Genomic DNA, 25,143 nt, shown 5'->3' on the forward strand with positions numbered 1-25,143 from the left:
AGGACTAGGGTGGCGATGACATGTTAAAACAACGTGAGTTGCACGAATGCCATGCACTGTATAACCTGATGACGGATCCGGCCGTTTTTCCCTATGTCCGTTATCCATGCCAAACGTATGAGGAATACTTATTCGTCACCAAGCAGTTGATCGTTGAGGAAGAGCAGGGGACGTGCATCTCCAGAACGATTCTTGACGACATCGGCCACCCCATCGGCACCATCGATCTATATCATATCCATCATCGAACAGGCTTCCTGGCGACTTGGATTGGGGCCCCTTATTTTGGAAAAGGGTATAACCAACGCGCAAAGGAAGCATTTTTGGCTGAATTGTTTCTTAGACAGGATATTGAGACGATCTTTTTGAAGATCCGCACCCAGAACATCCGGTCGAAGAGAGCCGTGGAAAAGCTGCCATACGTCAAATTAGCCAATGAGCGGTACGAGCAGGTCTATCAATCGATTAACCATTCGCAGCAGCGCTATGATTTGTATGGTGTGGAGCGGTCTGACTTTTTGGAAAGCAGCGGAGGCATACAGCATGGGGTTGCGACATAACCGATCGTGCAAAAATGTTCTAACATATCATGAAGACCGTACTGTTGGGATGCTGCAGGCGGTTTTTTCTTTTTCAGAAGGATTTGGCGCAGGGGGACCGTTTTATAGTAAGCTGGATTTAAAGTGAATTTAACCATGACAGGACAGTGAGGATACAAACATGACGAAAAAGCTATATTACGAATCTGCATATACCCGGGAATGGGAGACGCGTATCACGCGCAAAATGGAGAGGGAAGACGGAACTTATGTGATCCTGGAGGAGACAGCCTTTTATCCGCACGGCGGTGGGCAGCCCTGTGATCTGGGATGGATCAATGCGATCCCGGTGCTGGATGTCATCCTTGAGGAAGGAGAAATCCTTCATAAGGTCGAGCATTTCCCTGAAAAAGAAGACGTTCGCTGCCGATTGGATTGGGACAGAAGGTTCGACCATATGCAGCATCACAGCGGCCAGCACTTGCTGTCGGCGATGTGTCTGGAGGTGTGTAAAGCGGAGACGCTCAGCTTCCACTTAGGTGAGGATTACGCCACCATTGATATCGCACGTTCCGATCTGCCTCCGCACGAGCTGATGATGCTGGATCTGGAAGTGAATGATCAGGTTTACTTGAATCGAAAAGTAACGAGTTATTTTGTGAGTCAGGAGCAGGCAGCGGCCCTGCCTCTGGTGAAGCAGCCGAAGGTAACCGATAATATTCGGATCGTCGAGATTGAAGGCATCGAGTATAACGCCTGCGGTGGCACGCATGTCTCCGCAACGGGAGAGATCGGGATGATCAAACTGCTGAGAGCCGAGAAGCAGAAGGGGCATACGCGTGTTTATTTTAAATGCGGCTATCGTGCGCTTAGAGAATTTAATGCTGGCATGGAGATTCTCGGCAGCTTGTCGACCCGGTTCAATACCGCCAAGGAAGAAATTATGGACCGGATTACAAAATGGGATCAGGAGCAGAAGCAGCTCCAGGCTGAATTAACCGCGGTAAAAGCTGAGAATGACGCTTACCTGGCTGAGAAGCTGCTAGCTGACCGTCAGGGCAGCCTAATCAAGCATGCTTTTGCGGACAAGCCGCTGAAAGATATGCAGAACCTGGCGGCCAAACTTACCGAACAAACGGATGTGATCGTGCTTTTCGTATCGGGGGCGGACCAAAAGGTGCTTCTCGCCCGGGGAGGGGATAGCGAACTCGCCTGCGGCGCGCTATTTAAGCAGCATCTGGCCGATTATCGCGGTAAAGGCGGAGGCAGCGAAAAAATGGCGCAGGCCGGTTTTGCCAACGGGGAGGATGCGATGGCATTTTACCATTTTGCGGGGGAGTTATTGGCTACTTCGATTTAAACAATAAGATAAAGCAAAGACCCACCCCAAGGTTAGCGCCAAAGGTGGGTCTTTATTCTGATCGCTTAGAAGATCCAGGACATTTGTCCAGTGGGGTGTACCCGACACGGATTTTTTTAAAGGGTGATAACACTTAAAAAACTGTATGTCAAGTCGAAATAACTTGGGAATACTTGGTTTTGTGTGTGATAAAATCAGGGTAGCAAGGGTAATAAGGACGATTTTATAGGAGGTAGAACGAATGAAATGGCAAGAAGTAAGGGAACTATTCCCTGACCAATTTGTTCTGGTTTCCATACTTGATTATCATGAGGAAGGCAACAAAAAGATAGTAGACGAGGTTGCACCGATTCGGACGATACCGGAAGAAGATGCTAATAAAGAGTTTTTTCAAGCGAGGCCTGGGAATGTCGTGTATCATACTTCAAAACAAGATTTTGTGATTCATATACGACGGGATCCATTAATGGGGCTGAGACGTAATAGTAATGGATAGCCTCTTAATAGACATATTTCATGAAATGAAGAACGAGCAGGTTTATAGATACCAATCTTTTAATGGAGGATAAACTAATTTGTCGTTAATGAGAATGAAGGTACCGGCAGGATTTGCCGTTTGCTATAACAAATTTGAAGACATTGAACCCGTGAAATCTAAAGAAGATCAGTATTTAGAGAATTGGGGATATTTCACTGAGGATATATTGCAAATACATAAAATGGAGCTTCGAAAAGGAAGCTGGATCATACCGGAGAAGAATAAACTCATCCTTGACCTTGGATGGTACCCTGATTCAGACGCCGACGGTTCCTATCATTTAGTTTTGGTCAATGAAGATTGGGAAGTGATACGGAGTAAGGAATCAAGGAACAGATTCGTGATTAGGGATACGTTAGAAGAATGGATGGATCTGATCCGGAGGGGGAAGCTCTTCGATTGAAAACGTGAGAAAAACGCAGAGCACAAGCTGCGTGTATATGAAAGGATCACCTATTATTGTGATTGCAAAATGTTTGTACGTCATCTATTGGGTTCTTAAATACAGGAACTTATGGGAAGTCAGTAAAGTACTTTAATCATTGGAGGTGAAAGAAAATAGACCCTTTCCATATCCAAAGAAGTACATCAAAATCCCCGTTTATTGCAAGTATTCCACACGGCTCCTCATTATTAACTGATGAAATGAAGTCTAGATTAGTTCCTGAAATTATTTTGTCTAACAATGATTGGTATGTTCGCGAATTATACGATTTCTTAGACAGTATTGATTTCACAGTTATATCTGCGAACTATAGTCGGTATGTTATCGACGTAAACCGGGATATGTCATTCAGAGATAATAAAGACAATTACAGAAACTCGTTAATTTATCATAAGACTACTTTTGGAGAACAAATTTATGATACATCACCAGATGAGGCAATAATCAAAAATCGAATTGAAACGATGTACCTGCCATATCATCACTGTCTTGCGGAAGAGATAGGGCAGATTACATCAAATCATCGAAAGGTATATTTGTTTGACTTGCATAGCTTCTACATCCAGTCTTCAGCGGATATTGTTCTTGGAACCAGAGGAGGCCAGACGTGTTCAGAAGAATTCCTAAGTGTTCTAGTTAAAGCGTTTCGAGAAGAAGGGTTCAAGGTTGAAGTAGATGCCGAGGGACTTACAGGTGGTTATATCGTATCTCATTATGGATCGCTTTCACATACAGAAGCTGTACAAATTGAAATCCGGTATACTACGTATATTGAGGATCGTGTCTTTGGTAAGGAAGAAGTCATCGATAAAAACAATGATTTGTTTATAGCAACAAAAGGGAGGTTACATAGGGCATTTATAAGGATAAAAGCTGAGTTGGAATCTCTATGAAGATGCTGACATCCTAGGATGTTCTTCAATAGAAAGGAGGATAACCCTTGACGAATCGAATCGCGATCATCGGCTCAGCCGGCTCCGGTAAATCTACCTTATCTCGAAGATTAGGCGAGATTCTATCATTGCCTGTTGTTCATCTGGACCGATTTTATTGGAAACCAAACTGGACTCCAACCGTAAATGACGAATGGGATGAATTTGTGAAGGATGCTGTAAGCGAGGATCAATGGATTATCGATGGAAATTACACCAGAACCTTAGGTATTCGTTTGAATGAAGCGGATGCCGTCATATTTTTAGATATGCCCAGACTCTTATGCATTTATAGGATCATGAAAAGACGAATCCGATATCATGGAAAAACACGACCCGATCTGAACGAGGAATGCCCCGAAAAACTGGATTGGGCTTTTTTTATTTGGGTCTGGAACTATAAAAAAAGAAGCCGAAACAAGGTCATGGAAGCGCTCGAACAGGTAAAGGGTCGAAAACAAGTCGTCATATTAAAGTCGAGGAAAGAGGTACAGGAGTTTTTGGATCAGGTGAAGAATGATGGGAAAATTTAGGTGAATTTTGTGTTATATATGCGATATCATCAATATATATGTGGAAACCAAATGTAAGGAGGCAGGTCATTCATTGCGATCCAAAATCGTTATTTTACTGATACTGATCGTCCTCGTACTTACAGGGTGTAAAGAAGAAAAGAAAGAATATATGCCGTTTTATAAGCCAATGCACACAGACTATTTGCAAAAATTTGGCTGGCAGGCGGAACGCTTTGCATCGGAAACAAAATATGAAGCAAAAACTTTGCAGAGTTATAAGGATCATGTCGATACCATCCGAACGGAAGGGAACATTGATTTGGCACCGTTTTTTAACAAGGAGGTTATAGAGACGGGTTATATCCTTAAGGAAAAAACGGACCTATATAATCAGATTGTAGCCTATATTTTAGAATCCGAAGGAAAGGTCATCGGAGGTTATCTAGAATTTAATCATGAGGTGCTGCAACCGGACGGAGTGATCGAAGTTCACCCTGGCCAAACCACACCGATGTTCAATGCCAATGATTCCAACAAGCAATTTGTGATAGGACGTATTATAGAACCGGACAGTAAATGAGTAGTGGCCTTTTACTTTTGAAAGCAAGGAGAAACTGTTCAATGATTACTATAAGAGAAGTCACCAAAGGCGATCTGAATGACCTATGCCGTCTGTACGAGGAGCTCATGGATCATCAGCCTACCAATTACGAAAAAATAGTAGAGGTATATGAAGTCATGCAAGCCAGCGGTAACTACCATGTCCTGGGGGCTTTTAAGGATGGAGTACTGGCAGGGTCCGTTATGGGAATTGTCTGCCAGGATCTTGTCGGAGAGTGCAGACCCTTCATGGTGATTGAGAACGTTGTGGTTTCAGATCGTTTTCGCAGGCTCGGCATAGGAAAGCAGCTCATGATGAACATTGAAGCCATAGCGCGGGAGAGAGACTGTAATTATGTTATTTTGGTGTCTGGTGGACAGAGAAAGGAAGCCCATGCCTTTTATGAGAAATTAGGATTTAAAGAAAGGTCGAGGGGTATCGGAAGTATTTGTCTTGAAGAAGGGATGACAAAAAATCTGAAGGATGTGTCGCCATGCCGCAACTTATTGGCAGCCGGATTGTTCTGCGAGAGTACAGAAAAGAAGATTTAATTTTTATGAGAAAGTGGTGTAATGACCCAGAGATCGTCGATAACCTATCGGATATTTTCTATTTCCACATACCTTAAATGGGACAGAGCAGTACTTAAATTCAATACTTGAGGGCAAAACGGAACAAAAAGGATTTATTATAGCAGACAAAAATACCGAGGAGTATATCGGGCAAATTGATTTGTTTCGATTAGATTGGAAAAATAGATCTGCTGAGCTTGGCATTGTCATTGGAATAAAAGAGCATCTCGGCAAGGGATATGGCACGGAGGCTATAAAGTTGATGCAGGAGTTTGTTTTTAACAGATTAAATTTGAATCGATTGCAGCTAGAAGTACATGACTTCAATGAACGGGCTTATCAATGTTATTTGAAATGTGGATTTAAGGAAGAAGGAAGATTACGGGAAAAGGTTTTTATCCATGGACGTTACTCGGATACCATTTATATGAGTATTTTGAAAAGAGAATACGGGGAGCTAAATCAGCCATGACCAGTAAGCTCTTGCGAGAGCAGGCTATATGACTACAGTTGGTAAATGTTCTAACACAAGGAGATAAATATGTATGAAATTGTATTTTGTGATGTCGACGGAACTCTATTAAGTGAAATTGACAGGACTTTGCTGAACAGTACGAGAGAGTCGATAAATAAATTGCATGATAAAGGGATTAAGGTGGCAATCGCAACAGGAAGACCACATAATCTATGCGAAGAGCTTATAGAGCTCGGGATTGATACTATTATCTCAGCAAATGGAGCTCTTATTAAATCCGGGAATAACGTTATTCACAAGTCAAGCCTTTCAGCAGAAAGCGTTCGTGATTTATCGGAATTTGCTCAAATAAACGGACACAGCGTATCCTATTTCACTGATGTGATTTCGATGAACGGACTTGGGGCAGAAGATGATCGTGTAAAGAAGGCGTTAAAAGAAACATTAGGTCTGACACAATATCCCGAGAAAATAGCCTTATTGTTAGAAGAGATATATTGTATTTGTTTGTATGCGGATGAGAATGAAGCTCAAAAGTTTATAGATTACTTCCCTAGCCTACGCTTTGAACGTTTTCATAATTATGTCCTGAATGTTCTCGAACAAACAGAAGTTTCTAAATTAACTGCTATCAAAAAAGTGCTGGATTATTATAAAATCGATAAGGCTAATGCCATCGCATTTGGAGACGGTGGAAATGACATTGAGATGATAGAATACGTAGGTATGGGAATTGCGATGGGAAACAGTGTGGATAAGTTGAAAATGAAAGCAAATTTCGTTACGAAAAAGGCAAGTGAAGGTGGAATATATTACGCTCTATCGAAATTTGGCATTATTTGATTTTACATGGGATGGAAAAGGATCTAAGAACAACATTGAAGACGGAAATAATGAAATCTAAGTCTTCACTTGAAAAATGAAAGGGTGAACGTTATGCATATCGGTGTGGACTTGGATAATACCCTCCTTGATGCAACTACTGCCCATTTGCAATATTACAATAAAGCATCTGGATTAACCTTAACCCATGAAGATGTTAATGATTTTTATCTATATAAAATGTACGGCTGGGACAAGACGGAGAGCGATGTGATCTATCATAAACATGGACATGATATTCACTGGAATTCATCCCCGTATCCTCAAGCTATACAAACGCTGGCCTCGCTTTTTAAACACCATACCATTTCAATCGTTACCGCAAGACCAACACAGTTTCGGGATGTTACCGTTAAATGGCTCGAATACCATAGCGTTCAATACAACAATATTGTATTTATCGAGGATAAACTTAAGGAGTGCTTGAAGCTCCAAGTCGAAGTGATGATCGATGATGGGCCTCATTATGCAGAAGAGTTTGCACAAAGGGGTATGCCTGTTATTTTATACGAGCAGCCGTATAACCGATTTATTAAGCATGAATTTGTTTATCGTGCTGTGGATTGGAGTGAGGTCAAGGCGCATATTGATTATTTACAAAAGAATTCCCACGCAAAATCGAAACCATCGTAATTGACCTGCTCCAGTCTGCTCCTAAATTCGCAAAAAAGACAAGAGTTAAAAAGGAGACATCATCTTGACCCAAACAAAATTAATTCTAGTGGAAGGTATACCCGGATCGGGTAAAACCTCTACAGCTCGATATATTAAGGGGCTGCTTGATGCTCACGATAAGGACAATCACTTGTACCTGGAAGGGGATCTAAATCATCCGGCGGATTATGAGTCCGTAGCTTGTTTGGACTTTAATGAGTATGAAGTGTTGAAAAATAAGTACCCTGAATTGGGCGATATAATAAATCAATTCACTCAGACGGTAAGGCAATACCGGTTAATTTACTACGGCAAGTTACAGCAACAAATACCGATCGACCAATATAAAAGCCTCATCGATGAGTTAGCCGGATTAGATGTATACAATGGATCGTTGGATCGATATCAAGAGCTCGTTATTGAAAGATGGGAAGAGTTCGTTAGCGATGCTCAAAAAGCGGAAGGAACCGTCATATTAGAATGCTGCTTTTTGCAGAATCCGCTGACTATGATGTTCGGGCGGTTCAATCAGTCACAACAAGTGATTACTGATTTTATAAAGAGAATAGAAACGATTATTCAACCTTTACATCCTAAAATCATTTACTTTTATCAAGACAATATAAGGTCAACCATCAGCAGAGTCACTCAGGAACGATCGGATGATTGGCTGCGCCATATTACGTGGTATTTCACAGAGCAGGGATTCGGTAAGGCAAAGGGATATCACGGTGTGGATGGCCTTTGTGAAGTACTGAAGGAACGAAAGGAATATGAATTAGACATCATGGATCATTTGAAAATCGATAAATTAACGATAAATAATACGGAATTTAATTGGGAACCTGTGTTACAGGAGGTAAGGGGATTCTTGGAAGTAGCGCATTGAAGGGGGAATTCATATGAAGCTGTTTCATTTTAGTGAAGAACCCGGCATCCAAGTCTTTGAACCTCGGACCATATACGATCAAGCCGATGCGTAAGTCTGGACGATCGATGAGTACCATGCGCCGCATTATTATTTTCCAAGAGCATGCCTCAGAGTCTGCATTTGTCCAAAGGATGATACAAGTGAGATGGATAATGAACGTTTTTTTGGGATGTCGAAAACTAGCCGGATGATAGCCATTGAGACCGGGTGGTATGAACGGGTAAAAAAGGGTTCTATCTATCGTTACACTTTTGATGCGGCTGATTTCGAGTTGGAAGAAGAGAATGCGGGATACTATGTATCAAGACGTCCGGTTATACCGATGGAAGTAGAGAGAATTGACGATTTGATAACTGCGATTCTGAATGAGGGTATAGAGCTAAGGATCACTCCATCGTTACAGCCTCTGCGAGAACAAATATTGAAGTCCACCGTCAACTTTTCCATGATCCGTATGAGAAATGCAAGACAAGAATAATAGGTTGAAGAGATTTCAGTCGCCAGGGGGCTTTATCCTATTGGTCATATACATGTATAATCATGGAAAAAGCTTCAGACAACAAACGACCCAGCCTAGAATAAGAGTGTTCTATGGCTGGGTTATTTCATAAAGAAGAGCGGAAGAGGAAGAAATCGTTTAAAGAATAGAGCGATTATGCGAAGGGACTGAGGTAATGAAAGTAAAGGCAATCTTTCTTGATTTTTATGGAACGTTGGTTCATGAGGACGACGATATTATTCCAAACATCTGTCAAGAAATTAAAGAGAATGCTAGTGAAAGTTGTGAAATCAGCGATATCGGAAGGTATTGGTGGAAAGAGTTTTCTACAATGTTTCAAAACAGTTATGGAGAAACTTTTCGGTCCCAACGAGAACTTGGGCTTCTTTCATTAACCAACACGATTACAAAATACAAGGCGAAATGCGATGCGCATTCGATCATCCAAAGTCAATTTGACCACTGGAGACAGCCTGCTATATACGAAGATACCCTTCCTTTTCTGAATGAATTTAAAAGTTACCCCATCTTGATCTTATCCAACATTGATTCATCTGATGTATTAGCTGCTACCCAATATCATGGCATCGAGGTAAATGACATCGTTACAAGTGAAGACGTGAAATCCTATAAGCCAAGGCCTGAAATGTTTCTAGAAGCATTAAAGAGACATAACCTATCCGCAGATGAAGTTATACATATTGGAGATTCTTTTACAAGCGATGTTGGTGGAGCCAGCAATGTGGGCATTAGGACCGTATGGTTAAATCGCCTAAATAAGAAGAAACCAGAAGGTAATGAGCCAGACTTTATCTGTAGGGACCTGTGGGAAGTAAGGGATGTCATCAACGGGCTCGAAGAAGGCAGTATCGTCAAGGAGGAGCCAGGATGCTCTACGATTTAAAAGGTGGGGCCAACATGGCTCCAATGGTGGGTATCTTATATTCTGCGGTAAAAGAGAACATCCAACGACTACAATCCATCACAAACGGTATGCCGCAAGAAGAGGTGGATTACAAGGGGCCCGATAACAACTTTAACAGCACAGCTCAGTTAATCAGACACCTCATGTACGTTGATCTGAACTGGGTTTATAGAATAAAGGAGCTCCCACTTCCACAGTCGCTTCAAAAGCAGTACGGCCCCATGATCGATGGGCATGGCAGGCTTCCGATGGTCCAAGGAGTATCTTTAAATACACTTATGACTGAATATGACGATGTATTAGGCATGCTGAAAGAGGCGTGTACGCAGCTAACCGATGCAGATCTTGAGAAAACCGTCTCTTTTGGACATGAAAATGAGAAGCAGGCAACGATACGCTGGGGGATATGGCATATGGCGGACCATAACCGCTATCATCAGGCGCATATTAATCTGCTTCGAAAGTGGTATAAAGAAAAGTGAATTCAAGGTAAAGCAGCTGGTGGAGAGAAATGTTTTAAGAGTCTAAGGAGGTATGATGAATAATGTTATGAAGTGGGCCCTTGGCCTGGTTGGCGCTGTATTGCTAATTTTAGTGATGACCTGTCCAAATGAGGAAGATTACACGAAATGGCTTTCCACGGAACACGGCATAGTATGCGTGAATACCGGACCGGACATGGGGTGCAAGAGACAAGAGGCCGAGGTTAAGTGGAATTCGAGATATATTATGCACGCGGGGATTTATATACAGGTGAGGGATAAGTATTCTGAAGGAAATATGGATTTTGAAATAAAAGCCTTCGGGATTTTTAATCACTTTTTTGATTATTCTTCAAACCCAAATGGAGACTAAAAACCATCCAAACGAAGGAGTGTATCCAATGAGTCCAACCTTTGCTTTCTCCCGTATTGGTTACGTATATGTTCCGACAACCCGTATTGATGAATCTATTGCATGGTACACGGAAAACTTGGATTTCAAGTTAATGAATAAGTTTCAGGACCGCGGGTCTTATATTGCCGTGCTGCACCATCCTCATCAACATTCGATTGCTTTGCTGCTTATTGAAACCGAAGACAAGCAGCCGCTGGAAATTATGAGGAACGGCAAGCCTTTTCCGATCATGGCGATAAACTGTCCGGACATTGATTACACCCATCAACTCCTGAAAGACAAAGGGGTGATGGTCGAAGATTTGCAGACTCTCGGAGCTGGAGAAGCTAAATATTTTTACTTTAGAGATCAAGAGGGGAATCTGCTGGAGGCCGCTTGGTCCATATGGGATCCACAGGACGAATTGAAAGAGGATTTTGTAAGAGGTTAACCCATTTCAAGAGAGGAGGGCGTTGTTTAATGGAATTGTTGAGTGGATACATTTATATCCCTGTGACGAATCTGGAACGCTCCGTAGAATGGTATGCCAAATATCTGCATTTTGAAACTGCATTTGAAGACCCTCTGTACGTGGAAATGAGGTCGACCACGGGAATTCGGATCATGCTGATCGTAAGTGAAGAAGCGGTAAACTCACAGATGACGTATTCAAATGGTCCGCAAGCTGCGTATGGTTTTGTCGTTCCCGATATTGATCAAGCCAGGCAGTGGCTGATGGATCATGGGATTGAAGTCAGACGGATATCGAATTACCAGGGGAAGTCTTTTGGATTTTATGATCCGGATGGGAACATCATCGAATTATGGAGTGACTATCCGAAGGCATAACCTTTGCCTGAAAGATTAAGGGTGATTGCAAAAATGATAAAGAGATTAGCGCTAGTTCCATATAATATGCTGATGCTGCTCGTGTGGATGTACTGGTACAGCCTTTTTTATTGGTGTATGGAGGGTTATGTGCCTGTCTATCTCATCATTGGAAGCTTCTTGTTCCTCGCTTTGGTGTGGATTTCCGGTAATATTTTTTGGATACGAAGGGCTCAACTTGCTTGGGGAAGTTCCGTCTTCATCATTGGATTAACCATGGTTTTGATGTACTTCGACCCTTTATTAAAGCCCATTTATTTTGAAAAGATCAATTCGAAAGCGATGCATCAATCTTTTCAAATACTAGCGTATTTTAGAGATGGGAAATGATGATTTAGCAACTGAAGTGACTAAGATGTTCAAAGATCAGAGTGAAAAGAAGTATTTTTTGTCAGCGGATCAGATCGTACAGTTAATCGACTCGAATGAAGGCTGCAGTAGGAGGAGATGAGATGGAAGAGTCTACGATAATTGCGAGAACGATTTCTTCACTTAAGAAAAGGTTAGAGTCTAACAATAACGTTCTTATCCTTCAGCTCGAGGAAGGTTTTATTACTGAAGGAACGTGCACTTTCAATGAACCCGTATCCGATGCCGAGCTGGCGGCTTTTTTGGATCGTATAGGTTATCAATTACCTGATGATTATGTGGCATTTTTAAAGATTGCTAATGGATGTAGATTATTCGATGACCCCAATTATGGCGGGGAGAATTATTTGTACAGTCTCGAGGAAATATTGCAATTCACATATGAGGAACCAAGCGAGGGATATTTAAAGATCGGTTATTTTTATCAAGATAACATCTTTATTGACCTGAATTTATTCAATCGTGGACAAAAGAATTACCTCTTCGTAAAAGGACATATTAGTCAATTCTCTGAGGGCAGGCCATTACATATGAATTTTGAATTATGGTTCGACCGGTTTGTCATTAGTCAAGGTACGAAGTTTTGGAACTATTCGATCTACACGGCAGAAAACTACTACAGTACGAGATGAATTGTCATTGATATTCAAGAACTGTCATTTGCACAAAAATACTACTTTTGAGGAGCCTTTTCCTATGTCAACCCAAGATCCTATCTATACGAATCAATCCAACATGTATGACGCCATGGTCAGCCGTCAGCCTGATTTATATGACATCATCAATACAATCAGAGTTTTCAAAAATTTGGACGTGCTGGATTTAGGCGCAGGGGCGGGGCGATTATCGATGGTGATTGCGCCTGAGGCGAAGTCTCTGATCTGCACGGATATCTCCCGTCCGATGCTGGACATCTTGGAGAGCAAGCTGCAGGGGATGAACGGTCCGCTGAATTGGAAAACCGTGGTGTCGGACCATAGGCAGCTGCCCATACCCGATCAGAGCATTGACCTGGTTGTCTCGGGGTGGAGTATTTGTTACCTGGCCGATGCGTCAGATAATCACTGGGAACAGAATCTGGAACAAATCATGGCCGAGCTGCAGCGGGTGTTAAGGCCGAAGGGAACGGTCATTATTTTTGAAACGATGGGAACGGGATATGAGACGCCGCATCCCCCTGAATTTTTGCAGCCGTATTATGCATTACTTCAAAACAAATATGGATTTGACCATCAATGGATCAGAACCGATTATGACTTTGGGAGTATCGAAGAAGCCATTCATCATACGGAGTTTTTCTTCGGACAAGAACTTGTGGATCGGATCCTTCAGAATCAGTGGGCAACGGTTCCGGAATGTGCGGGGATCTGGTGGAAGCATTTTTGAAGATGAGCTTTTACATAGCCAAAAGGAGTGTTGATATGAACTTCCATTTGAATGAAGCCCTCGAAATATTGGAGCGCACGCCGCAAACCTTGGAGCGTTTCTTATCCGGTCTATCTGAGGGATGGCTGCATAGCAATGAAGGGGAAGGAACCTGGAACCCGCTTGAAGTCGTTGAGCACCTCGTAGAAGCGGAGAAGCATAACTGGATCCCGCGGATGGAATCCATTCTTGCGGAAGGGGAAAACAATCCGTTTCCCGTATTCGACCGCTATGCCCATTTGAAAGACACGTCTGAGAGAACCGTTGAAGATGCATTATCAGAGTTCCATACCATCAGAATGGCGAACATATCCAAACTGAGGGCAGTCGTCAATCCTCATGATCTGGAAAAGACCGGTCTTCATCCGGAATTCGGCGTCGTGAAGTTAAGGGAGCTCCTCTCTGCATGGGTTGTTCATGATTTTACGCATATGGCGCAAATGGTTCGGGTGATGGCGGAGAGATACCGGGCTGATGTTGGGCCGTGGAGTGCATATTTAGGTATTTTAAAAAAGAGCTGATCTCTTCTGCTTTCGAAGAGCTGACTAGCTCGCCTTAGCGTTTAACCCTAATTTGAAGATAGGATGGTGTCGGCCATGAAGACCGGGATCGAGACGAAAGAGCATCAAGCAAGTTTAGGAACTGGTATGATGAGGGCGCTTGTCTATGAAACTTACGGACAGCCGGATGTTCTTCGGATCGAAGAGGTGGAAATCCCTAAGCCCAAGGAACATGAAGTGTTGATCGCGGTCCACGCCGCATCCGTAAATTCCTGGGACTGGGATCTCCTGCGCGGAAAACCGTTTGTGAACCGGATTGGTGGGATGCGGAGACCCCGTTACCGCATTTTAGGTGCAGACATTGCAGGAAGGGTTATTGCTGTGGGGGCGGCCGCCAAGCGGTTTCGGCCCGGCGACGAAGTGTTCGGGGATATTTCCGGCTGCGGCTGGGGAGGGTTTGCAGAGTACGTCTGCGCTGACGAAAAAGCACTGACGCCGAAGCCGGAAGGGGTAAGTTTCGAGCAGGCAGCAGCCATCCCTCAAGCAGCGGTTCTGGCCTTGCAAGGACTACGCGATAAAGGAAAGCTATCGAAAGGCTGTCACGTTCTCATCAACGGAGCCGGCGGCGGTGTAGGCACGTTCGGGATTCAATACGCCAAGCTGCATGGGGCAGTGGTAACCGGCGTAGATCGGGCCGAGAAGCTGGAAACGCTGCTTTCCGTGGGGGCGGATCATGTTGTAGATTATATGAATGAAGATTTTACTGCAGGTGATAAGCGGTATGATCTGATTCTCGATGTGGTCGGAAACCGATCAGTATTTGCGATCCAGCGCGCACTCCAACAGGGCGGCACCTATGTCATGGTGGGTGGTCCCTTTCCGCGTATTTTTCAGACATTATTGACTGCACCATGGACGGCCAAGCTTCAAAAAAAGAACTTGGGATTACTGATCCATAAGCCGAACCATGAGGACCAGTTGATCTGGAGGTCTTTGGTGGAAACGGGTCAAGTCAAGCCTGTTATTGATCGGGTTTATACGTTGGGAGACGCGGCCAAGGCTTTTGAGTATTTCGGCCAAGGTCGAGCGATAGGCAAGGTGGTCGTTCGAATAGACAGAGGCGTTCCGGAGAAATAAGGATGTTTTAATGAAAAACCTTGTAAATTATAGGAATCCATATAAAATGAATTCAATGTTTCATGGGACGTTACAAGATATCGGAGGAGAAGAGGATATGATTCAATCCATCGTGCACATCGCGCTGGTTGTTAAGGATTACGATGAGGCTATCGATTTTTATACCAAGAAGCTTCATTTTACATTAGTCGAGGATACGTATCAGCCAGAACAGGATAAGCGCTGGGTCGTCGTTGCTCCTCCGGGTTCGGCAGGTACGACCATTCTGCTCGCAAGGGCATCGAAACCCGAACAGGAACGATTCATTGGCAATCAGTCCGGCGGAAGGGTGTTTTTATTTCTGAATACAGATGATTTCTGGAGAGATTACAACGATATGACCGCCAAAGGGATCGAATTTGTGAGGGAGCCGAAAGAGCAGTCCTATGGAATGGTCGCCGTCTTTAAAGACCTGTATGGGAACCTGTGGGACTTGCTTCAATTGAAAGAAGGCCATCCGATCATGGAGCGAATGAAAGCGGGTCATTCTTAAGAAGAGAAGGAGTAAGACGATACCAACCCAATAGGAGGATACGATGCCCGAAATCTCCAAAATACGAAGAGGAACAGCCGATGAAGCGAATTACGTAAGAAATAAATTGATTGAATTTAACTCCAAGCAAGTTCCCAATGGTGTTTATGAAGAAGTGAACCTTTGCGTAAAGGATGAAGAGGAACACATCATAGCCGGCTTAAACAGTGTGATATGCTGGAATTGGATGGAAATTGATATTTTATGGGTGGATGATGAGCATCGTGGAAGCGGACAGGGGAAAAGGTTACTGGAGGAGGCGGAAGAAATTGCGCGCTCAAAGCAGTGTACTTTCATTAAATTGAACACCTTCAGCTTTCAGGCTCCCGAGTTCTATAAGAAGTACGGATATAAAGAAATGGCTGTGATCGAGAATGCACCTCTAGGAAGTAAGCATTACTATTTCATAAAAGACTTAACAGATCATCAAGTTTAGGAACATGATTGGAATGAAAACAAGCTCAGGGCAACGTAAGGGCTTGTTTTTTATACAAGTAATGATTGGTGGGCGGGTGAAAACTTTGAAGATTGAACTGAAAGCTTTATCAGAGAACGATGACAGGGATATTTTTGAAATGATCCATGAAATTGGACTAGGCGAGAACGGGTTTACCACCAATTTTCCGGAATATGATTTCGATCAGTTTAAAGCCAGTTTACCTAGGTTGGTTGAAATTTCAGCGGGGATTAACTTGCCTGAGGGCTATGTTCCACAGACGATTTATTGGATGTGCATCAATGATCGTCCCGTTGCCTATGGAAAATTGAGACATCGATTGAATGAACGCTTGGCGGAATATGGCGGACATATCGGTTATATCGTACGGCCAAGTGAACGTGGCAAGGGCTACGGAAAGCTTTTCTTATCGGAGCTCGTAAAGAAGGCAAAGGATTTTGGAATTGAAAAATTGCTACTCACCTGTGACGAAGTAAATATAAAGTCCAGGAAGGTCATTGAAAGTAACAGCGGAACTCTTGAGGGGATTAATAAAGGGATTTGCAAGTACTGGATACAGAACCCATCATCCCAAACCAGCAATTAGAAAGCAGGTCGACATTAACTCATGAGATACAAACATCTTTTATTTGATCTGGACGGCACGATTACGGACCCTAAGATAGGGATTACCAAGTCGGTACAATATGCACTGAACAAATTCGGGATCCAAGAGGATGACTTAGATAAGCTGGAGCCGTTTATTGGTCCCCCGTTGAAAAATTCGTTTATGGAAATATATTCTTTTTCAGAGGACCAGGCGCTGCAAGGCGTTGAATATTATAGGGAGTATTTTAGGGAGCGCGGAATGTTTGAAAATGAGCTGTATCCCGAGATGCAAAACGTGCTGAAGCAGCTGCAGGACGACGGATTTACGCTGTATGTCGCCACCTCTAAACCGAAAGTGTTTGCGGATGAGATCCTGAAATATTTTGAAGTAGACCATTACTTTGAATGGGTCGTTGGCAGTCATCTGGATGGGACGCTGTCCGACAAAACCGAAATCATTACATACATCCTCCAGAACAGAAACCTTGTTAAAAGCGAAGTGGTTATGATCGGCGACCGAAAGCACGATATGATCGGGGCCAAAAACAACGGGATTGACTCTATTGGAGCCGAGTATGGATATGGAAGCGACGGAGAACTGCTCCGTGAAAATTGCACATATTACATCAAGAAGATTGAGGACATTCTGGGAATAGTCTATTAGGAATGGAGTGTCGCGGACGGTCAGACGATAAAACAATTGTGATTGAGGAGAGCAACCGAGATGAATGTACGATTAATCAAACCTACGGCAGAACTGCAGGAGGAGTACCTCTCTTTTTATCTGGACTGGAAGGAAAGCAACGAACCGATTGTGCCTTGGGTAGTTTCGAAGGATCCTGCGGATTTTGCAGGGATGATCCGGTTTTTAGAGGACAATGAACAAGGCAAGGACCTGCCGGATGGATATGTAAGGAACTCCACGTTGTGGCTGGTGACGGAGACGAATCGGATCGTTGGAGCCGTAAATATACGACATGAGCTTAATGAAAAATTATTGGAAAGCAGCGGACATATCGGATATGGGATCCGTCCTTCGGAAAGGCAAAAAGGCTACGCCACCGAATTGCTCTCCTTAGCACTTCAAGAAGCCAAGAAGCTTGGAATACATAAAGTGTTGGTGGTCTGCGATGCCTATAATATAGGCTCTAAGAAGACGATCCTCAACAATGGCGGGATTCAAGACCAAGACTTTATTGAGGATGACGGAAATGTCTTGAACCGTTTTTGGTTCGAGGTCTAAGGGCAGCACAGACCGGAAAAGAATACTTTCGATGACATGGCTTACGCCGTCAGAGGAAGAAGCGGATTTTCACCCAGTAGACTTCAGTTGAGAGGGAGTGGGATGACCGTGTTGGTATCCATATCGGCGATGGTATTCACTATTTTGACTTTAATCGTGGTGCTTTTTCAACTGGCTTTGGCACTAGGAATGCCATGGGGAAGTTATGCGATGGGAGGAAAGTTTCCGGGGAAATATCCGCCGGGTATGCGAGTGGGGGCGATTGTCCAGGCTATCGTTCTTCTCGCCATCGCGGCGATCATGCTGAGCAGGTCGGGCTTATTCGTTCCGTCGTGGGATGGGTTTGCCAACAAAGCGATCTGGTTTGTGGTTGCTTTTTCAACGATTTCAACCGTGCTGAACCTGATTACTCGAAGCAAATGGGAGAGAAGGATCTGGTTGCCCGTCTCTTTGTTATTGCTCGTAACGAGTGTGATTGTTGCGGTGGGGTAGTGAGAAACAACCGAGTCATAGGAATTGGAGGAGGGCAGGATGATTGTGAAGAAAAGACATATCCGGATTGACGCAGAGAACTGGATTAACGATCCGGAACAGGCTCATGTGGATGTAGTGGTTACTTTTCCCGATGCAACACGTTGGATATCGAATTTCTATACGATCCCATGCATCGAATCCATGAGAAAAGATTATTTAACGAGCGGAGCATGCCTCAATGGAGCCTATTGGTGTGCATCTACACCAGTTATTATCGTTGACACCATTAACCGGGAGCGAATTGAACAAGTCGTTGACGATTTAATAGAAAAAGAGGGCTTTCCGTATGTATTTGAGTATTTTGGGCCGGTAGAGGAGAGGGATTTAGAGTCATCTGATTATCCTCCAGATTTTTTTGACAAGGGCTCCAGGATGGATCCTTGGTATATTTCTTGGCATGCTGTGCGGCTGAAGCAGATGTTAGAGCAGGCGGATGTGGATGTAAGAGAGAGGCTCAAGGAGCAGCTGTTTGGGGAATCTTCATAAGATTTTTTAAGGGTCAGGATTCCTCAATAAAGTGACGGGAACACTCGTGCGTATATGTGATAAAAGGTAAAATATAATTACAATTGAATCTTGGGTGGGCATGGTTTCCCTTCGAAAGGAGGTGAAGCCATGGAAGTAAAAGACGCATTAACGATCATGTTCCTATTTGGGACGTTCATTCTTGCTCTTTTAACATACATCAATAATAACAACAAGAAAAAGTAAAAACCCACCCAAAGGTTGGAAGCAAAAGGTGGGTTTTTTTCCTTTATACTGACTAAGAAGGGGAACTCCATCCAAGCCAATTGTATGGACCAAGTGTTACCAGCACTTGGTCTTTATTACATATATAATAACACAAAAAAAATATGTATCAAAGATGATGCAATTTAGGATCTGATCTTTTTGTAGGTGCGCATTTGAAGGATTGTAAGGAACGCGAGCAATTATAAAGATCCGTAAAGACATTAAAGGAAACGGTCCGAATCATTTTGAAGTAGCGAGACGGATCAACGAGTATACTGAAAAATTTAATTAATGGAGGCTTGTAATGGCCAAATTCATCAAAATTGAGGGAATCGTCGAAATTCGAGATGATGAGGATAACGATATTTTTATAGACGAATTTTTAGAATTCATAGAGAGGCATCAATGGTATTTTGGTGGCGGGAGCAGAGAAGTGAATGAGTTAGGAGAGGATCTCTGATTCTAGTGAAGGGAGGAGGAAGTATTTGAACATATTATGGGACTTCGATGGTACCTTGTTTAATACATACCCAGCCTATACGGACATTTTTTATGAGGTGTTGGAACAGCAAAGACCCACAGAAGAAATCCTGCAGCACCTGAAAATCTCGTTTACTCACGCAGTTAAGTACTTCAATCTAACAGAGCTTCAAATCGAAGAAATTTTTAGAAGAGAAGAGAGCCTGCAACCGGAACAAACTCCACCCTTCCCCGATTTAGAGAACATTCTACGGACGGCAGAAAAGAATGTAATAATGACTCACAAACCTCGGAGAGAAGTCATCCAAATACTGCAACATTATCACTGGGAGTCCTATTTTGTGGATATCGTGGCCGGGGATGACGGCTTTCCCAGAAAGCCGGATCCGGCGTCATATCTACATTTGCACCATAGAAACCGAATCGATTTCATTATCGGCGATCGGGAGATCGATATATTGCCTGGTAAGGCTTTAGGAATTAAAACCTGCTTGTTTCAAAACGAAACCCCAGGCGCCGATTTTTACCTAACCAACTACAGAGACTTTTTCAACGTTATACCCTTAAAGAAATAACGACTCAGGCACCGGTCAATATTCCTATTAAAGGATGCGGATGTGATCTGCTTTTAGTGGGTAAATCGAGTGAATAGGAGGAGGGCGTTATGTTTTTCGTTAATGCGAGAGCCATCATTGAACGCGTTCACCGCAACCAAACGGAGATCATTCTTCAGACCCGCACCAAGCCGGGTGAAGAATCATTGGAATTGCCTGGAGGCAGATTAGAGCTCTTTGAACCGATCCTGGATGGATTAAAACGCGAAGTCCGTGAGGAAACGGGGCTCACCATCGTCGAAGTCGAAGGCAGCGAGAAAAGGATCGATACGGCCGGGATCAACCCAGGGTTTGAGGTGGAGTGCGTCGAACCCTATTGTGTATACCAGACCATCAAAGGTCCGGTAGATTCCATTGGCATGTACTTTTTATGCAGAGCGGAAGGGACCTTGCTTCGAAATGGCGATGAAACGTCGGATGCCGCTTGGAGGCCGGTCGATGAAATCCAGAGGATGATGAAAGAGGAACCAAGACAGTTTTCCGATGTGGACCGGGCTGGGATCATGTATTATTTGAAGCATAAGTTTGGGTTGTTACAGTAAAGTAAAGCAATATAACTGCAGGTTAGGCGAAAGGGAGGAACTTCATGAGCGGCGCATTTATTTTCGATATGGATGGCGTCATTATTGACAGCGAACCGATTCATTTTGACGTGGATATTAAGACATTGGATTACTTTGGTGTGAAAACAACGGAGCAGGAGCTGGAGCGGTTTGTCGGGATGACGAATCCCGAGATGTTGGGCATTTTCAGGCAGGAGCACAATTTGGTGCATACGATTCAGGAAATGATCGAGTATCAACTGAATTTGAAAATGAATATTCTCAATAATCTCGAAATAGAGCCTATAGAAGGCATTCGGGAGCTGATTGCTCAACTTAAGGAGCGGAATATTCCGATGGCGGTCGCTTCGTCTTCTCCGAGGATTTTTATTGAAGGTGTTCTTGGAAAATTCGGGCTGAGCCATTTTTTCAAGACCGTGGTCAGCGGTGAAGAGGTTCCAAAAGGAAAACCCGCACCTGACATTTACCTCGAGACAGCAAAGCAGCTCGGAGTCGATCCGCCGAATTGCGTCGTCCTTGAAGATTCAAGAAACGGGGTAATCGCCGCCAAGAAGGCTGGCATGATGTGTATTGGATATCTGAACCCGAACTCGGGGAACCAGAACCTGGACCAAGCGGATATCACGGTTCATTCTTATGATGAGATCAAGCTTGGGGAGATTTTTTAAGCGGATGGAGGTTCTGGTTACAAGAGCAGGCGAGTCGCAAAAAGAATTATTAGCAAACTTACTACAGTTCTATGTATATGATTTTACCGAATTCACTAATACCGCTATTGGCGAAGACGGGTGTTATCCAAAACCACCTGAACTTGATGCTTACTGGGACCCTGCCAGTGGGCATCATCCCTATCTGATTAAAGTGGACGGTGAAATAGGCGGGTTTATTTTAACGAAAGAAATAGAACAGCCCAGAAAGTACAGCCGATTGTGCCATTTCTTTATTCTTCGCAAATTTAGGAGGCTGGGAGCCGGTACTGGGGCTGCTGTGGACTTTTTGAAAAGTGTTTCGGGGGAATGGGAGCTAAGCCAACTTAGCAACAATATTCCAGCTCAGGCGTTTTGGGATAATGTCATAAACAAAGTAGCTGTTGAGGGCAAGGTCAGCGTAAGGATGGAGAAGGGCAGAAGGTATCAAAATTTTATTGTGAAAAAGGGATAGACTCATGCGCTAATGAGCATGGTTTCCGTTGAGTTTCAGTTATATCTCATGAAAGGGAGGATTAGGATGCCAATTTGTATCAATCAGAATGGGGATGTGTTTGACGAATTTCTGCCCGTGTCCGAAGAGGAAGCAGCCCAAATGAACCTGGATTTTCCGATAACTCACGCCTTGGTCGTTGCCAGGAATAAGGACGGATTTTTGCTGCTCCATAATACATGGAAAAATCACTGGGAGTTACCCGGGGGAATGTTGGAGCCTGGCGAATCCCTTCGGGAATGCGCTATACGCGAGATGGCTGAGGAGACCAGTCAAACCTCGAATCGTGTTGCATTTAGAGGAATGATGAAGTTCCGATTAAAGGACGGCAGGATCGAATACGGTGGATTATTTTGCGCGGATATTGATCAGGAGAGGCCTTTCGTCATCAATAATGAAGCGAGCAGAATTGTATTCTGGGATGGTCAAGAAGACATCGGTTATATTGATGAGATCGACAAGGAATTATTGAAATATTACTAAGCCAAAACATGGTTGATCCGTGAATAATGAAGGGAGGAAATGTTTTGAAACATCTCGTAGAGAACGTCGATCACGTACAATTGCCGGTGCAGGATATTCCGCAAGCGGTTGAGTGGTATAACAAAGTGCTGGGTCTTGAAGTGATGACGGTGTACGATCACGCGGCTTGGTTAAAATTCAACTCCGGTCCGGTTCTCATGCTGCACCGCAGCACAAAAAATGAGCGGACATTTTGGCTGGCGGAAGATGAATTTCCGATGCCGTCATTCATGTTTATCACCCGGCAGATCGAACGCCTGCACGAGACCCTGCAGGACAACGAAGTACATATCAGGCAGTACGAAGATCACGGATTCGGTTGGGTCATCAAATTCGTCGATCCGTTCGGAAATGAGCTGGGCGCCTACCAGCCGAAGGAGCAGCCGTCATGAGCAGGCTCGTCGTTCTAACCGTCGGGGTAACCCACAGCGGTAAATCGACGTTTGCCCAAGCCTTGGAAGGACAGCTGCCGAACTCCCTGATCATTGATCAGGACAACCATGCGGACTTTATCAATACCCACTACCGGGCTTTGCTGCCAAAACAAAGACCTAATCGGATCAAATACGCCGTGACTCAAACCATTGTGGATTATGCGGTAAACCAGACCTCCTATCATCTCATCCTGTGCAACTCTAACCGCCATCGCCATGCCCGCCTCAAACTGATCGATTATTACCGGAACCACGGGTTTACGACGGTTGTCGTTTATTTTGACCTTCCGGATGCGGTTCTTCAAGAAAGGGTAGCCCACAGCCAGCGCAGCACTTCTATCTTCAGCAAAGCTTCTTCCTTTAAAGCAATTTTAGATCGGCAGCAGGCGGAGTCTCCGGACAGCGGCGTCATAGAGCCTACGGCGGAGGAAGCGGACCATTTCTTTGTGATCCGGAACAGTGATGATGCCGGTGACGTGATTCGCCAGGTTGCTGAACTGGCAGCACCTAACTTCGACTGAAAAGGGGCGACGTTCCGATGAGAAAGACCCTACTGCAATCTATCATTTTTTCGGCGGCCTCACTGCTGCTCTACTTTGGAGTTCAGGCGGGCTGGGGTTACTACAAGACACTGCACTACGTTCCTAGTCTTTTAAAATCAGATAAATCCGCCGAGTTGTTGGAGAAGCAGGTCGAATTCGGGATAACCCTCAGCGCGCAAGGGATCTTAGAGGTCATCGGATTTTTTGGAGCCGGCGTGATGTTGTTTATCATAGGAAAGTTTGCCTTTCGGGCATTTAGGAGCAAATAGGAACAAGTCCACGATTATCATTTCAACTTTAGTTAACCCCCACAAGGAGGCCCACGAATTTGAATACAGACACGCTATTCGACACCTTTCCTACCTTACACAACGACAGCATTGAGCTGGGTAAAATCGAACCGGCCCATCTAGATGGCCTATACGAAATTTATTCCAACGACCGCGTGTTTGACTACTGCGGAATCATCCCCAAGCACAATAAAGATACGGTGAAAAAGATGATCGGGCATTTCGAACGCGACTATAACAAAAAATCGAGAGTGAAGTGGGGCATCTTGATCCCGGACTCCTCCCGAAAACTGGCCGGTATTGCCGAAGTGTATGATATCAACTCCAAAGTGAATATGATGTCCATCGGCTACTTTTTAAATGAAGATTATTGGGGGCAGGGCATCGCCACGAAAGCGGTGCAGCTGCTGACCGGCTATTTATTCGAACAGGTGGGGGTCAATCGGCTGCAGGCCGAAGTGATGCCGGCGAACGATGCTTCCAAGCGCGTGCTGCAGAAGAACGGATTTATGCTGGAAGGCACGTTAAGGCAGGCAACCGTCTGGTCGGGTAAAGGCGTTGTCGATTTGGAGATCTACGGCTTGCTGAAAGAAGAATATGCTGCCTCCCATACGGCGTTGAGCAGTTCAAAAATATAGAAGAGCCCGGGGTTCGTTTCACATAGCTGTAATCCTAGGCTGCCCTTTCTGAGAGGATGATTCGGTTTGAAAATTGCGCTGGTATTGTTCGATGGCGTTACGTTTCTGGATTTTGTCGGCTTTTATGATGTCATCTACCGCTTGCGGCAGTTTGAGCCAACGAAAGATACGACATGGGACATTTGCGGTTTAACGGAGGAAGTGACGGATGAGCTTGGGATGCGGGTCAGCGTAAATGTAATCCGGCCGGATTTATCGGCGTATGACCTGGTGTTCATTCCTGGGGGAATGGGAACGCGAAAGCTGCGGGAGGATGCGGATTTTATCGACTGGATTCGGACGGCTGAATCGGCGGAATTCAAAGTGTCTGTATGCACAGGTTCGCTGCTGTGGGGAGCTGCGGGATTTCTAAAAGGACGGAAAGCGACGACCCATCCCAACGTCTACGACTTGCTGCAGCCATACTGCGAAGAGGTGGTTCAAGCCCGGATTGTAAAAGATGGCCATTTCATCACGGCTGGCGGGGTGGCCACCTCGATTGATCTGGGCGTATACGTCATTGAACAATTTGCGGGAACGGAAGCGGCGCAGCTCGTGAAAAAGCAGATCGACTACCCTTACCAAGCCGCCGGTATTGTAGAGGTATGACCAGAGCATTGCGGGCAAGCAGCC

At 44.3% G+C, this 25,143-nt stretch carries 40 protein-coding genes and 1 pseudogene; all 41 read left to right on the plus strand.

Annotation, left to right across the window (positions count from 1 at the left end; all coding sequences use genetic code 11):
• Nucleotides 1-20: 20 nt before the first annotated feature.
• The 41 genes and pseudogenes from C7820_RS16710 (at nucleotide 21) to C7820_RS16905 (ending at nucleotide 25,119) form a co-directional block, all read left to right on the plus strand.
• Nucleotides 21-560 carry a GNAT family N-acetyltransferase gene (locus C7820_RS16710; protein ID WP_116232016.1) on the plus strand — a complete coding sequence of 180 codons (540 nt, stop codon included), beginning with the start codon at nucleotides 21-23 and terminating at the stop codon, nucleotides 558-560.
• Nucleotides 561-720: 160 nt separating this feature from the next.
• A complete protein-coding gene (locus C7820_RS16715; protein WP_116232017.1) occupies nucleotides 721-1,899 on the plus strand; it encodes an alanyl-tRNA editing protein in 1,179 nt (392 codons plus the stop codon).
• A 241-nt stretch (nucleotides 1,900-2,140) separates the two neighbouring features.
• Complete coding sequence (locus C7820_RS16720; protein ID WP_116232018.1) at nucleotides 2,141-2,395, plus strand: hypothetical protein; 255 nt, start codon at nucleotides 2,141-2,143, stop codon at nucleotides 2,393-2,395.
• A gap of 88 nt (nucleotides 2,396-2,483) precedes the next feature.
• Nucleotides 2,484-2,840: a hypothetical protein gene (locus tag C7820_RS16725; RefSeq protein ID WP_116232650.1), complete on the plus strand. Its 357-nt coding sequence runs from the start codon at nucleotides 2,484-2,486 to the stop codon at nucleotides 2,838-2,840.
• 200 nt (nucleotides 2,841-3,040) lie between these two features.
• A complete protein-coding gene (locus tag C7820_RS16730; RefSeq protein ID WP_258875324.1) occupies nucleotides 3,041-3,775 on the plus strand; it encodes an N-formylglutamate amidohydrolase in 735 nt (244 codons plus the stop codon).
• 47 nt (nucleotides 3,776-3,822) lie between these two features.
• Nucleotides 3,823-4,347: a DNA topology modulation protein gene (locus C7820_RS16735; protein ID WP_116232020.1), complete on the plus strand. Its 525-nt coding sequence runs from the start codon at nucleotides 3,823-3,825 to the stop codon at nucleotides 4,345-4,347.
• Between the two features lie 73 nt (nucleotides 4,348-4,420).
• Nucleotides 4,421-4,909 carry a DUF4830 domain-containing protein gene (locus tag C7820_RS16740; RefSeq protein WP_251673107.1) on the plus strand — a complete coding sequence of 163 codons (489 nt, stop codon included), beginning with the start codon at nucleotides 4,421-4,423 and terminating at the stop codon, nucleotides 4,907-4,909.
• A gap of 41 nt (nucleotides 4,910-4,950) precedes the next feature.
• Complete coding sequence (locus tag C7820_RS16745) at nucleotides 4,951-5,481, plus strand: GNAT family N-acetyltransferase (protein ID WP_258875285.1); 531 nt, start codon at nucleotides 4,951-4,953, stop codon at nucleotides 5,479-5,481.
• Nucleotides 5,424-5,974, plus strand: a pseudogene (locus C7820_RS16750) (GNAT family N-acetyltransferase). The gene C7820_RS16745 and the pseudogene C7820_RS16750 overlap by 58 nt, the downstream one beginning before the upstream one ends.
• A gap of 69 nt (nucleotides 5,975-6,043) precedes the next feature.
• Nucleotides 6,044-6,820 (plus strand): Cof-type HAD-IIB family hydrolase, encoded by a 777-nt coding sequence (locus C7820_RS16755; protein ID WP_116232021.1) that lies wholly within the window; start codon nucleotides 6,044-6,046, stop codon nucleotides 6,818-6,820.
• A gap of 93 nt (nucleotides 6,821-6,913) precedes the next feature.
• On the plus strand, nucleotides 6,914-7,492 hold the full coding sequence (locus tag C7820_RS16760) for a 5' nucleotidase, NT5C type (RefSeq protein ID WP_116232022.1): 579 nt from the start codon (nucleotides 6,914-6,916) through the stop codon (nucleotides 7,490-7,492).
• Nucleotides 7,493-7,556: 64 nt separating this feature from the next.
• A complete protein-coding gene (locus C7820_RS16765) occupies nucleotides 7,557-8,402 on the plus strand; it encodes a P-loop NTPase family protein (RefSeq protein WP_116232023.1) in 846 nt (281 codons plus the stop codon).
• A gap of 103 nt (nucleotides 8,403-8,505) precedes the next feature.
• Nucleotides 8,506-8,922: a DUF6886 family protein gene (locus C7820_RS16770; RefSeq protein ID WP_397334200.1), complete on the plus strand. Its 417-nt coding sequence runs from the start codon at nucleotides 8,506-8,508 to the stop codon at nucleotides 8,920-8,922.
• A 196-nt stretch (nucleotides 8,923-9,118) separates the two neighbouring features.
• Nucleotides 9,119-9,847, plus strand: coding sequence for an HAD family hydrolase (locus C7820_RS16775; RefSeq protein WP_116232025.1), 729 nt, complete (start codon nucleotides 9,119-9,121; stop codon nucleotides 9,845-9,847).
• Nucleotides 9,832-10,350 carry a DinB family protein gene (locus tag C7820_RS16780; protein ID WP_116232026.1) on the plus strand — a complete coding sequence of 173 codons (519 nt, stop codon included), beginning with the start codon at nucleotides 9,832-9,834 and terminating at the stop codon, nucleotides 10,348-10,350. The genes C7820_RS16775 and C7820_RS16780 overlap by 16 nt, the downstream gene beginning before the upstream one ends.
• 52 nt (nucleotides 10,351-10,402) lie before the next feature.
• Nucleotides 10,403-10,723: a hypothetical protein gene (locus C7820_RS16785; RefSeq protein WP_181909089.1), complete on the plus strand. Its 321-nt coding sequence runs from the start codon at nucleotides 10,403-10,405 to the stop codon at nucleotides 10,721-10,723.
• 28 nt (nucleotides 10,724-10,751) lie between these two features.
• Entirely contained in the window at nucleotides 10,752-11,195 is a 444-nt protein-coding gene (locus tag C7820_RS16790; protein WP_116232028.1) for a VOC family protein, read from the plus strand.
• Nucleotides 11,196-11,224: 29 nt separating this feature from the next.
• Complete coding sequence (locus tag C7820_RS16795) at nucleotides 11,225-11,593, plus strand: VOC family protein (protein WP_181153220.1); 369 nt, start codon at nucleotides 11,225-11,227, stop codon at nucleotides 11,591-11,593.
• Between the two features lie 491 nt (nucleotides 11,594-12,084).
• The gene (locus tag C7820_RS16805) at nucleotides 12,085-12,633 is read left to right on the plus strand and encodes an SMI1/KNR4 family protein (protein ID WP_116232031.1); all 549 of its coding nucleotides are present in this window, start codon (nucleotides 12,085-12,087) and stop codon (nucleotides 12,631-12,633) included.
• A gap of 64 nt (nucleotides 12,634-12,697) precedes the next feature.
• Nucleotides 12,698-13,387: a class I SAM-dependent methyltransferase gene (locus C7820_RS16810; RefSeq protein ID WP_116232032.1), complete on the plus strand. Its 690-nt coding sequence runs from the start codon at nucleotides 12,698-12,700 to the stop codon at nucleotides 13,385-13,387.
• A gap of 35 nt (nucleotides 13,388-13,422) precedes the next feature.
• Nucleotides 13,423-13,947, plus strand: coding sequence for a DinB family protein (locus tag C7820_RS16815; protein ID WP_116232033.1), 525 nt, complete (start codon nucleotides 13,423-13,425; stop codon nucleotides 13,945-13,947).
• 75 nt (nucleotides 13,948-14,022) lie between these two features.
• Entirely contained in the window at nucleotides 14,023-15,063 is a 1,041-nt protein-coding gene (locus tag C7820_RS16820; RefSeq protein WP_258875286.1) for an NAD(P)-dependent alcohol dehydrogenase, read from the plus strand.
• A gap of 97 nt (nucleotides 15,064-15,160) precedes the next feature.
• Complete coding sequence (locus C7820_RS16825) at nucleotides 15,161-15,595, plus strand: VOC family protein (RefSeq protein ID WP_116232034.1); 435 nt, start codon at nucleotides 15,161-15,163, stop codon at nucleotides 15,593-15,595.
• Nucleotides 15,596-15,638: 43 nt separating this feature from the next.
• A complete protein-coding gene (locus C7820_RS16830; protein WP_116232035.1) occupies nucleotides 15,639-16,070 on the plus strand; it encodes a GNAT family N-acetyltransferase in 432 nt (143 codons plus the stop codon).
• 13 nt (nucleotides 16,071-16,083) lie between these two features.
• Nucleotides 16,084-16,677 carry a GNAT family N-acetyltransferase gene (locus C7820_RS16835; protein ID WP_309545761.1) on the plus strand — a complete coding sequence of 198 codons (594 nt, stop codon included), beginning with the start codon at nucleotides 16,084-16,086 and terminating at the stop codon, nucleotides 16,675-16,677.
• A gap of 21 nt (nucleotides 16,678-16,698) precedes the next feature.
• Nucleotides 16,699-17,343, plus strand: a complete 645-nt coding sequence (locus C7820_RS16840; protein WP_116232036.1) for an HAD family hydrolase — start codon at nucleotides 16,699-16,701, stop codon at nucleotides 17,341-17,343.
• 60 nt (nucleotides 17,344-17,403) lie between these two features.
• Nucleotides 17,404-17,922, plus strand: coding sequence for a GNAT family N-acetyltransferase (locus C7820_RS16845; RefSeq protein WP_116232037.1), 519 nt, complete (start codon nucleotides 17,404-17,406; stop codon nucleotides 17,920-17,922).
• 102 nt (nucleotides 17,923-18,024) lie between these two features.
• Nucleotides 18,025-18,414 carry a hypothetical protein gene (locus C7820_RS16850; protein ID WP_258875287.1) on the plus strand — a complete coding sequence of 130 codons (390 nt, stop codon included), beginning with the start codon at nucleotides 18,025-18,027 and terminating at the stop codon, nucleotides 18,412-18,414.
• Between the two features lie 39 nt (nucleotides 18,415-18,453).
• Entirely contained in the window at nucleotides 18,454-18,942 is a 489-nt protein-coding gene (locus C7820_RS16855) for a hypothetical protein (protein WP_116232038.1), read from the plus strand.
• A gap of 129 nt (nucleotides 18,943-19,071) precedes the next feature.
• Nucleotides 19,072-19,167: a competence inhibitor ComI gene (gene comI / locus C7820_RS33675; protein ID WP_019419116.1), complete on the plus strand. Its 96-nt coding sequence runs from the start codon at nucleotides 19,072-19,074 to the stop codon at nucleotides 19,165-19,167.
• Nucleotides 19,168-19,492: 325 nt separating this feature from the next.
• A complete protein-coding gene (locus C7820_RS33485; RefSeq protein ID WP_181909090.1) occupies nucleotides 19,493-19,648 on the plus strand; it encodes a hypothetical protein in 156 nt (51 codons plus the stop codon).
• A gap of 25 nt (nucleotides 19,649-19,673) precedes the next feature.
• The gene (locus tag C7820_RS16860; RefSeq protein WP_116232039.1) at nucleotides 19,674-20,243 is read left to right on the plus strand and encodes an HAD-IA family hydrolase; all 570 of its coding nucleotides are present in this window, start codon (nucleotides 19,674-19,676) and stop codon (nucleotides 20,241-20,243) included.
• Nucleotides 20,244-20,332: 89 nt separating this feature from the next.
• A complete protein-coding gene (locus tag C7820_RS16865) occupies nucleotides 20,333-20,824 on the plus strand; it encodes an NUDIX hydrolase (protein WP_116232040.1) in 492 nt (163 codons plus the stop codon).
• 44 nt (nucleotides 20,825-20,868) lie between these two features.
• Entirely contained in the window at nucleotides 20,869-21,513 is a 645-nt protein-coding gene (locus C7820_RS16870; protein ID WP_116232041.1) for an HAD family hydrolase, read from the plus strand.
• A gap of 4 nt (nucleotides 21,514-21,517) precedes the next feature.
• Nucleotides 21,518-22,006, plus strand: a complete 489-nt coding sequence (locus C7820_RS16875) for a GNAT family N-acetyltransferase (RefSeq protein WP_116232042.1) — start codon at nucleotides 21,518-21,520, stop codon at nucleotides 22,004-22,006.
• Nucleotides 22,007-22,072: 66 nt separating this feature from the next.
• Nucleotides 22,073-22,528 carry an NUDIX hydrolase gene (locus C7820_RS16880; protein WP_181909091.1) on the plus strand — a complete coding sequence of 152 codons (456 nt, stop codon included), beginning with the start codon at nucleotides 22,073-22,075 and terminating at the stop codon, nucleotides 22,526-22,528.
• A 44-nt stretch (nucleotides 22,529-22,572) separates the two neighbouring features.
• Entirely contained in the window at nucleotides 22,573-22,959 is a 387-nt protein-coding gene (locus C7820_RS16885) for a VOC family protein (RefSeq protein ID WP_181909092.1), read from the plus strand.
• A complete protein-coding gene (locus C7820_RS16890) occupies nucleotides 22,956-23,522 on the plus strand; it encodes an ATP-binding protein (RefSeq protein WP_116232045.1) in 567 nt (188 codons plus the stop codon). Before C7820_RS16885 ends, C7820_RS16890 begins: the two co-directional genes overlap by 4 nt.
• A 17-nt stretch (nucleotides 23,523-23,539) precedes the next feature.
• The gene (locus C7820_RS16895) at nucleotides 23,540-23,812 is read left to right on the plus strand and encodes a hypothetical protein (protein WP_116232046.1); all 273 of its coding nucleotides are present in this window, start codon (nucleotides 23,540-23,542) and stop codon (nucleotides 23,810-23,812) included.
• 59 nt (nucleotides 23,813-23,871) lie between these two features.
• Nucleotides 23,872-24,471, plus strand: coding sequence for a GNAT family N-acetyltransferase (locus tag C7820_RS16900; RefSeq protein WP_116232047.1), 600 nt, complete (start codon nucleotides 23,872-23,874; stop codon nucleotides 24,469-24,471).
• 66 nt (nucleotides 24,472-24,537) lie between these two features.
• Nucleotides 24,538-25,119 carry a DJ-1/PfpI family protein gene (locus C7820_RS16905; RefSeq protein WP_116232048.1) on the plus strand — a complete coding sequence of 194 codons (582 nt, stop codon included), beginning with the start codon at nucleotides 24,538-24,540 and terminating at the stop codon, nucleotides 25,117-25,119.
• Nucleotides 25,120-25,143 lie beyond the last annotated feature (24 nt).

This window comes from Paenibacillus sp. VMFN-D1 (genome assembly GCF_003386155.1).
Lineage (GTDB): Bacteria > Bacillota > Bacilli > Paenibacillales > Paenibacillaceae > Paenibacillus_AQ > Paenibacillus_AQ favisporus.

Excerpts from the sequence above, each read along its gene's own strand:
- C7820_RS16855 (WP_116232038.1), top strand. The coding sequence starts at position 18,454 with ATGATTGTGAAGAAAAGACATATCCGGATTGACGCAGAGAACTGGATT.
- C7820_RS16790 (WP_116232028.1), top strand. The coding sequence starts at position 10,752 with ATGAGTCCAACCTTTGCTTTCTCCCGTATTGGTTACGTATATGTTCCG.
- C7820_RS16745 (WP_258875285.1), top strand. The coding sequence starts at position 4,951 with ATGATTACTATAAGAGAAGTCACCAAAGGCGATCTGAATGACCTATGC.
- C7820_RS16810 (WP_116232032.1), top strand. The coding sequence starts at position 12,698 with ATGTCAACCCAAGATCCTATCTATACGAATCAATCCAACATGTATGAC.
- C7820_RS16775 (WP_116232025.1), top strand. The coding sequence starts at position 9,119 with ATGAAAGTAAAGGCAATCTTTCTTGATTTTTATGGAACGTTGGTTCAT.
- C7820_RS16840 (WP_116232036.1), top strand. The coding sequence starts at position 16,699 with ATGAGATACAAACATCTTTTATTTGATCTGGACGGCACGATTACGGAC.
- C7820_RS16870 (WP_116232041.1), top strand. The coding sequence starts at position 20,869 with ATGAGCGGCGCATTTATTTTCGATATGGATGGCGTCATTATTGACAGC.
- C7820_RS16890 (WP_116232045.1), top strand. The coding sequence starts at position 22,956 with ATGAGCAGGCTCGTCGTTCTAACCGTCGGGGTAACCCACAGCGGTAAA.
- C7820_RS16865 (WP_116232040.1), top strand. The coding sequence starts at position 20,333 with ATGTTTTTCGTTAATGCGAGAGCCATCATTGAACGCGTTCACCGCAAC.
- C7820_RS16780 (WP_116232026.1), top strand. The coding sequence starts at position 9,832 with ATGCTCTACGATTTAAAAGGTGGGGCCAACATGGCTCCAATGGTGGGT.
- C7820_RS16715 (WP_116232017.1), top strand. The coding sequence starts at position 721 with ATGACGAAAAAGCTATATTACGAATCTGCATATACCCGGGAATGGGAG.
- C7820_RS16760 (WP_116232022.1), top strand. The coding sequence starts at position 6,914 with ATGCATATCGGTGTGGACTTGGATAATACCCTCCTTGATGCAACTACT.
- C7820_RS16785 (WP_181909089.1), top strand. The coding sequence starts at position 10,403 with ATGATGAATAATGTTATGAAGTGGGCCCTTGGCCTGGTTGGCGCTGTA.
- C7820_RS16805 (WP_116232031.1), top strand. The coding sequence starts at position 12,085 with ATGGAAGAGTCTACGATAATTGCGAGAACGATTTCTTCACTTAAGAAA.
- C7820_RS16830 (WP_116232035.1), top strand. The coding sequence starts at position 15,639 with ATGCCCGAAATCTCCAAAATACGAAGAGGAACAGCCGATGAAGCGAAT.
- C7820_RS16835 (WP_309545761.1), top strand. The coding sequence starts at position 16,084 with ATGAAAACAAGCTCAGGGCAACGTAAGGGCTTGTTTTTTATACAAGTA.
- C7820_RS16755 (WP_116232021.1), top strand. The coding sequence starts at position 6,044 with ATGTATGAAATTGTATTTTGTGATGTCGACGGAACTCTATTAAGTGAA.
- C7820_RS16895 (WP_116232046.1), top strand. The coding sequence starts at position 23,540 with ATGAGAAAGACCCTACTGCAATCTATCATTTTTTCGGCGGCCTCACTG.
- C7820_RS33485 (WP_181909090.1), top strand. The coding sequence starts at position 19,493 with ATGGCCAAATTCATCAAAATTGAGGGAATCGTCGAAATTCGAGATGAT.
- C7820_RS16815 (WP_116232033.1), top strand. The coding sequence starts at position 13,423 with ATGAACTTCCATTTGAATGAAGCCCTCGAAATATTGGAGCGCACGCCG.
- C7820_RS16845 (WP_116232037.1), top strand. The coding sequence starts at position 17,404 with ATGAATGTACGATTAATCAAACCTACGGCAGAACTGCAGGAGGAGTAC.
- C7820_RS16850 (WP_258875287.1), top strand. The coding sequence starts at position 18,025 with ATGACCGTGTTGGTATCCATATCGGCGATGGTATTCACTATTTTGACT.
- C7820_RS16725 (WP_116232650.1), top strand. The coding sequence starts at position 2,484 with ATGAGAATGAAGGTACCGGCAGGATTTGCCGTTTGCTATAACAAATTT.
- comI (WP_019419116.1), top strand. The coding sequence starts at position 19,072 with ATGGAAGTAAAAGACGCATTAACGATCATGTTCCTATTTGGGACGTTC.
- C7820_RS16825 (WP_116232034.1), top strand. The coding sequence starts at position 15,161 with ATGATTCAATCCATCGTGCACATCGCGCTGGTTGTTAAGGATTACGAT.
- C7820_RS16820 (WP_258875286.1), top strand. The coding sequence starts at position 14,023 with ATGAAGACCGGGATCGAGACGAAAGAGCATCAAGCAAGTTTAGGAACT.
- C7820_RS16720 (WP_116232018.1), top strand. The coding sequence starts at position 2,141 with ATGAAATGGCAAGAAGTAAGGGAACTATTCCCTGACCAATTTGTTCTG.
- C7820_RS16795 (WP_181153220.1), top strand. The coding sequence starts at position 11,225 with ATGGAATTGTTGAGTGGATACATTTATATCCCTGTGACGAATCTGGAA.
- C7820_RS16710 (WP_116232016.1), top strand. The coding sequence starts at position 21 with ATGTTAAAACAACGTGAGTTGCACGAATGCCATGCACTGTATAACCTG.
- C7820_RS16880 (WP_181909091.1), top strand. The coding sequence starts at position 22,073 with ATGCCAATTTGTATCAATCAGAATGGGGATGTGTTTGACGAATTTCTG.
- C7820_RS16875 (WP_116232042.1), top strand. The coding sequence starts at position 21,518 with ATGGAGGTTCTGGTTACAAGAGCAGGCGAGTCGCAAAAAGAATTATTA.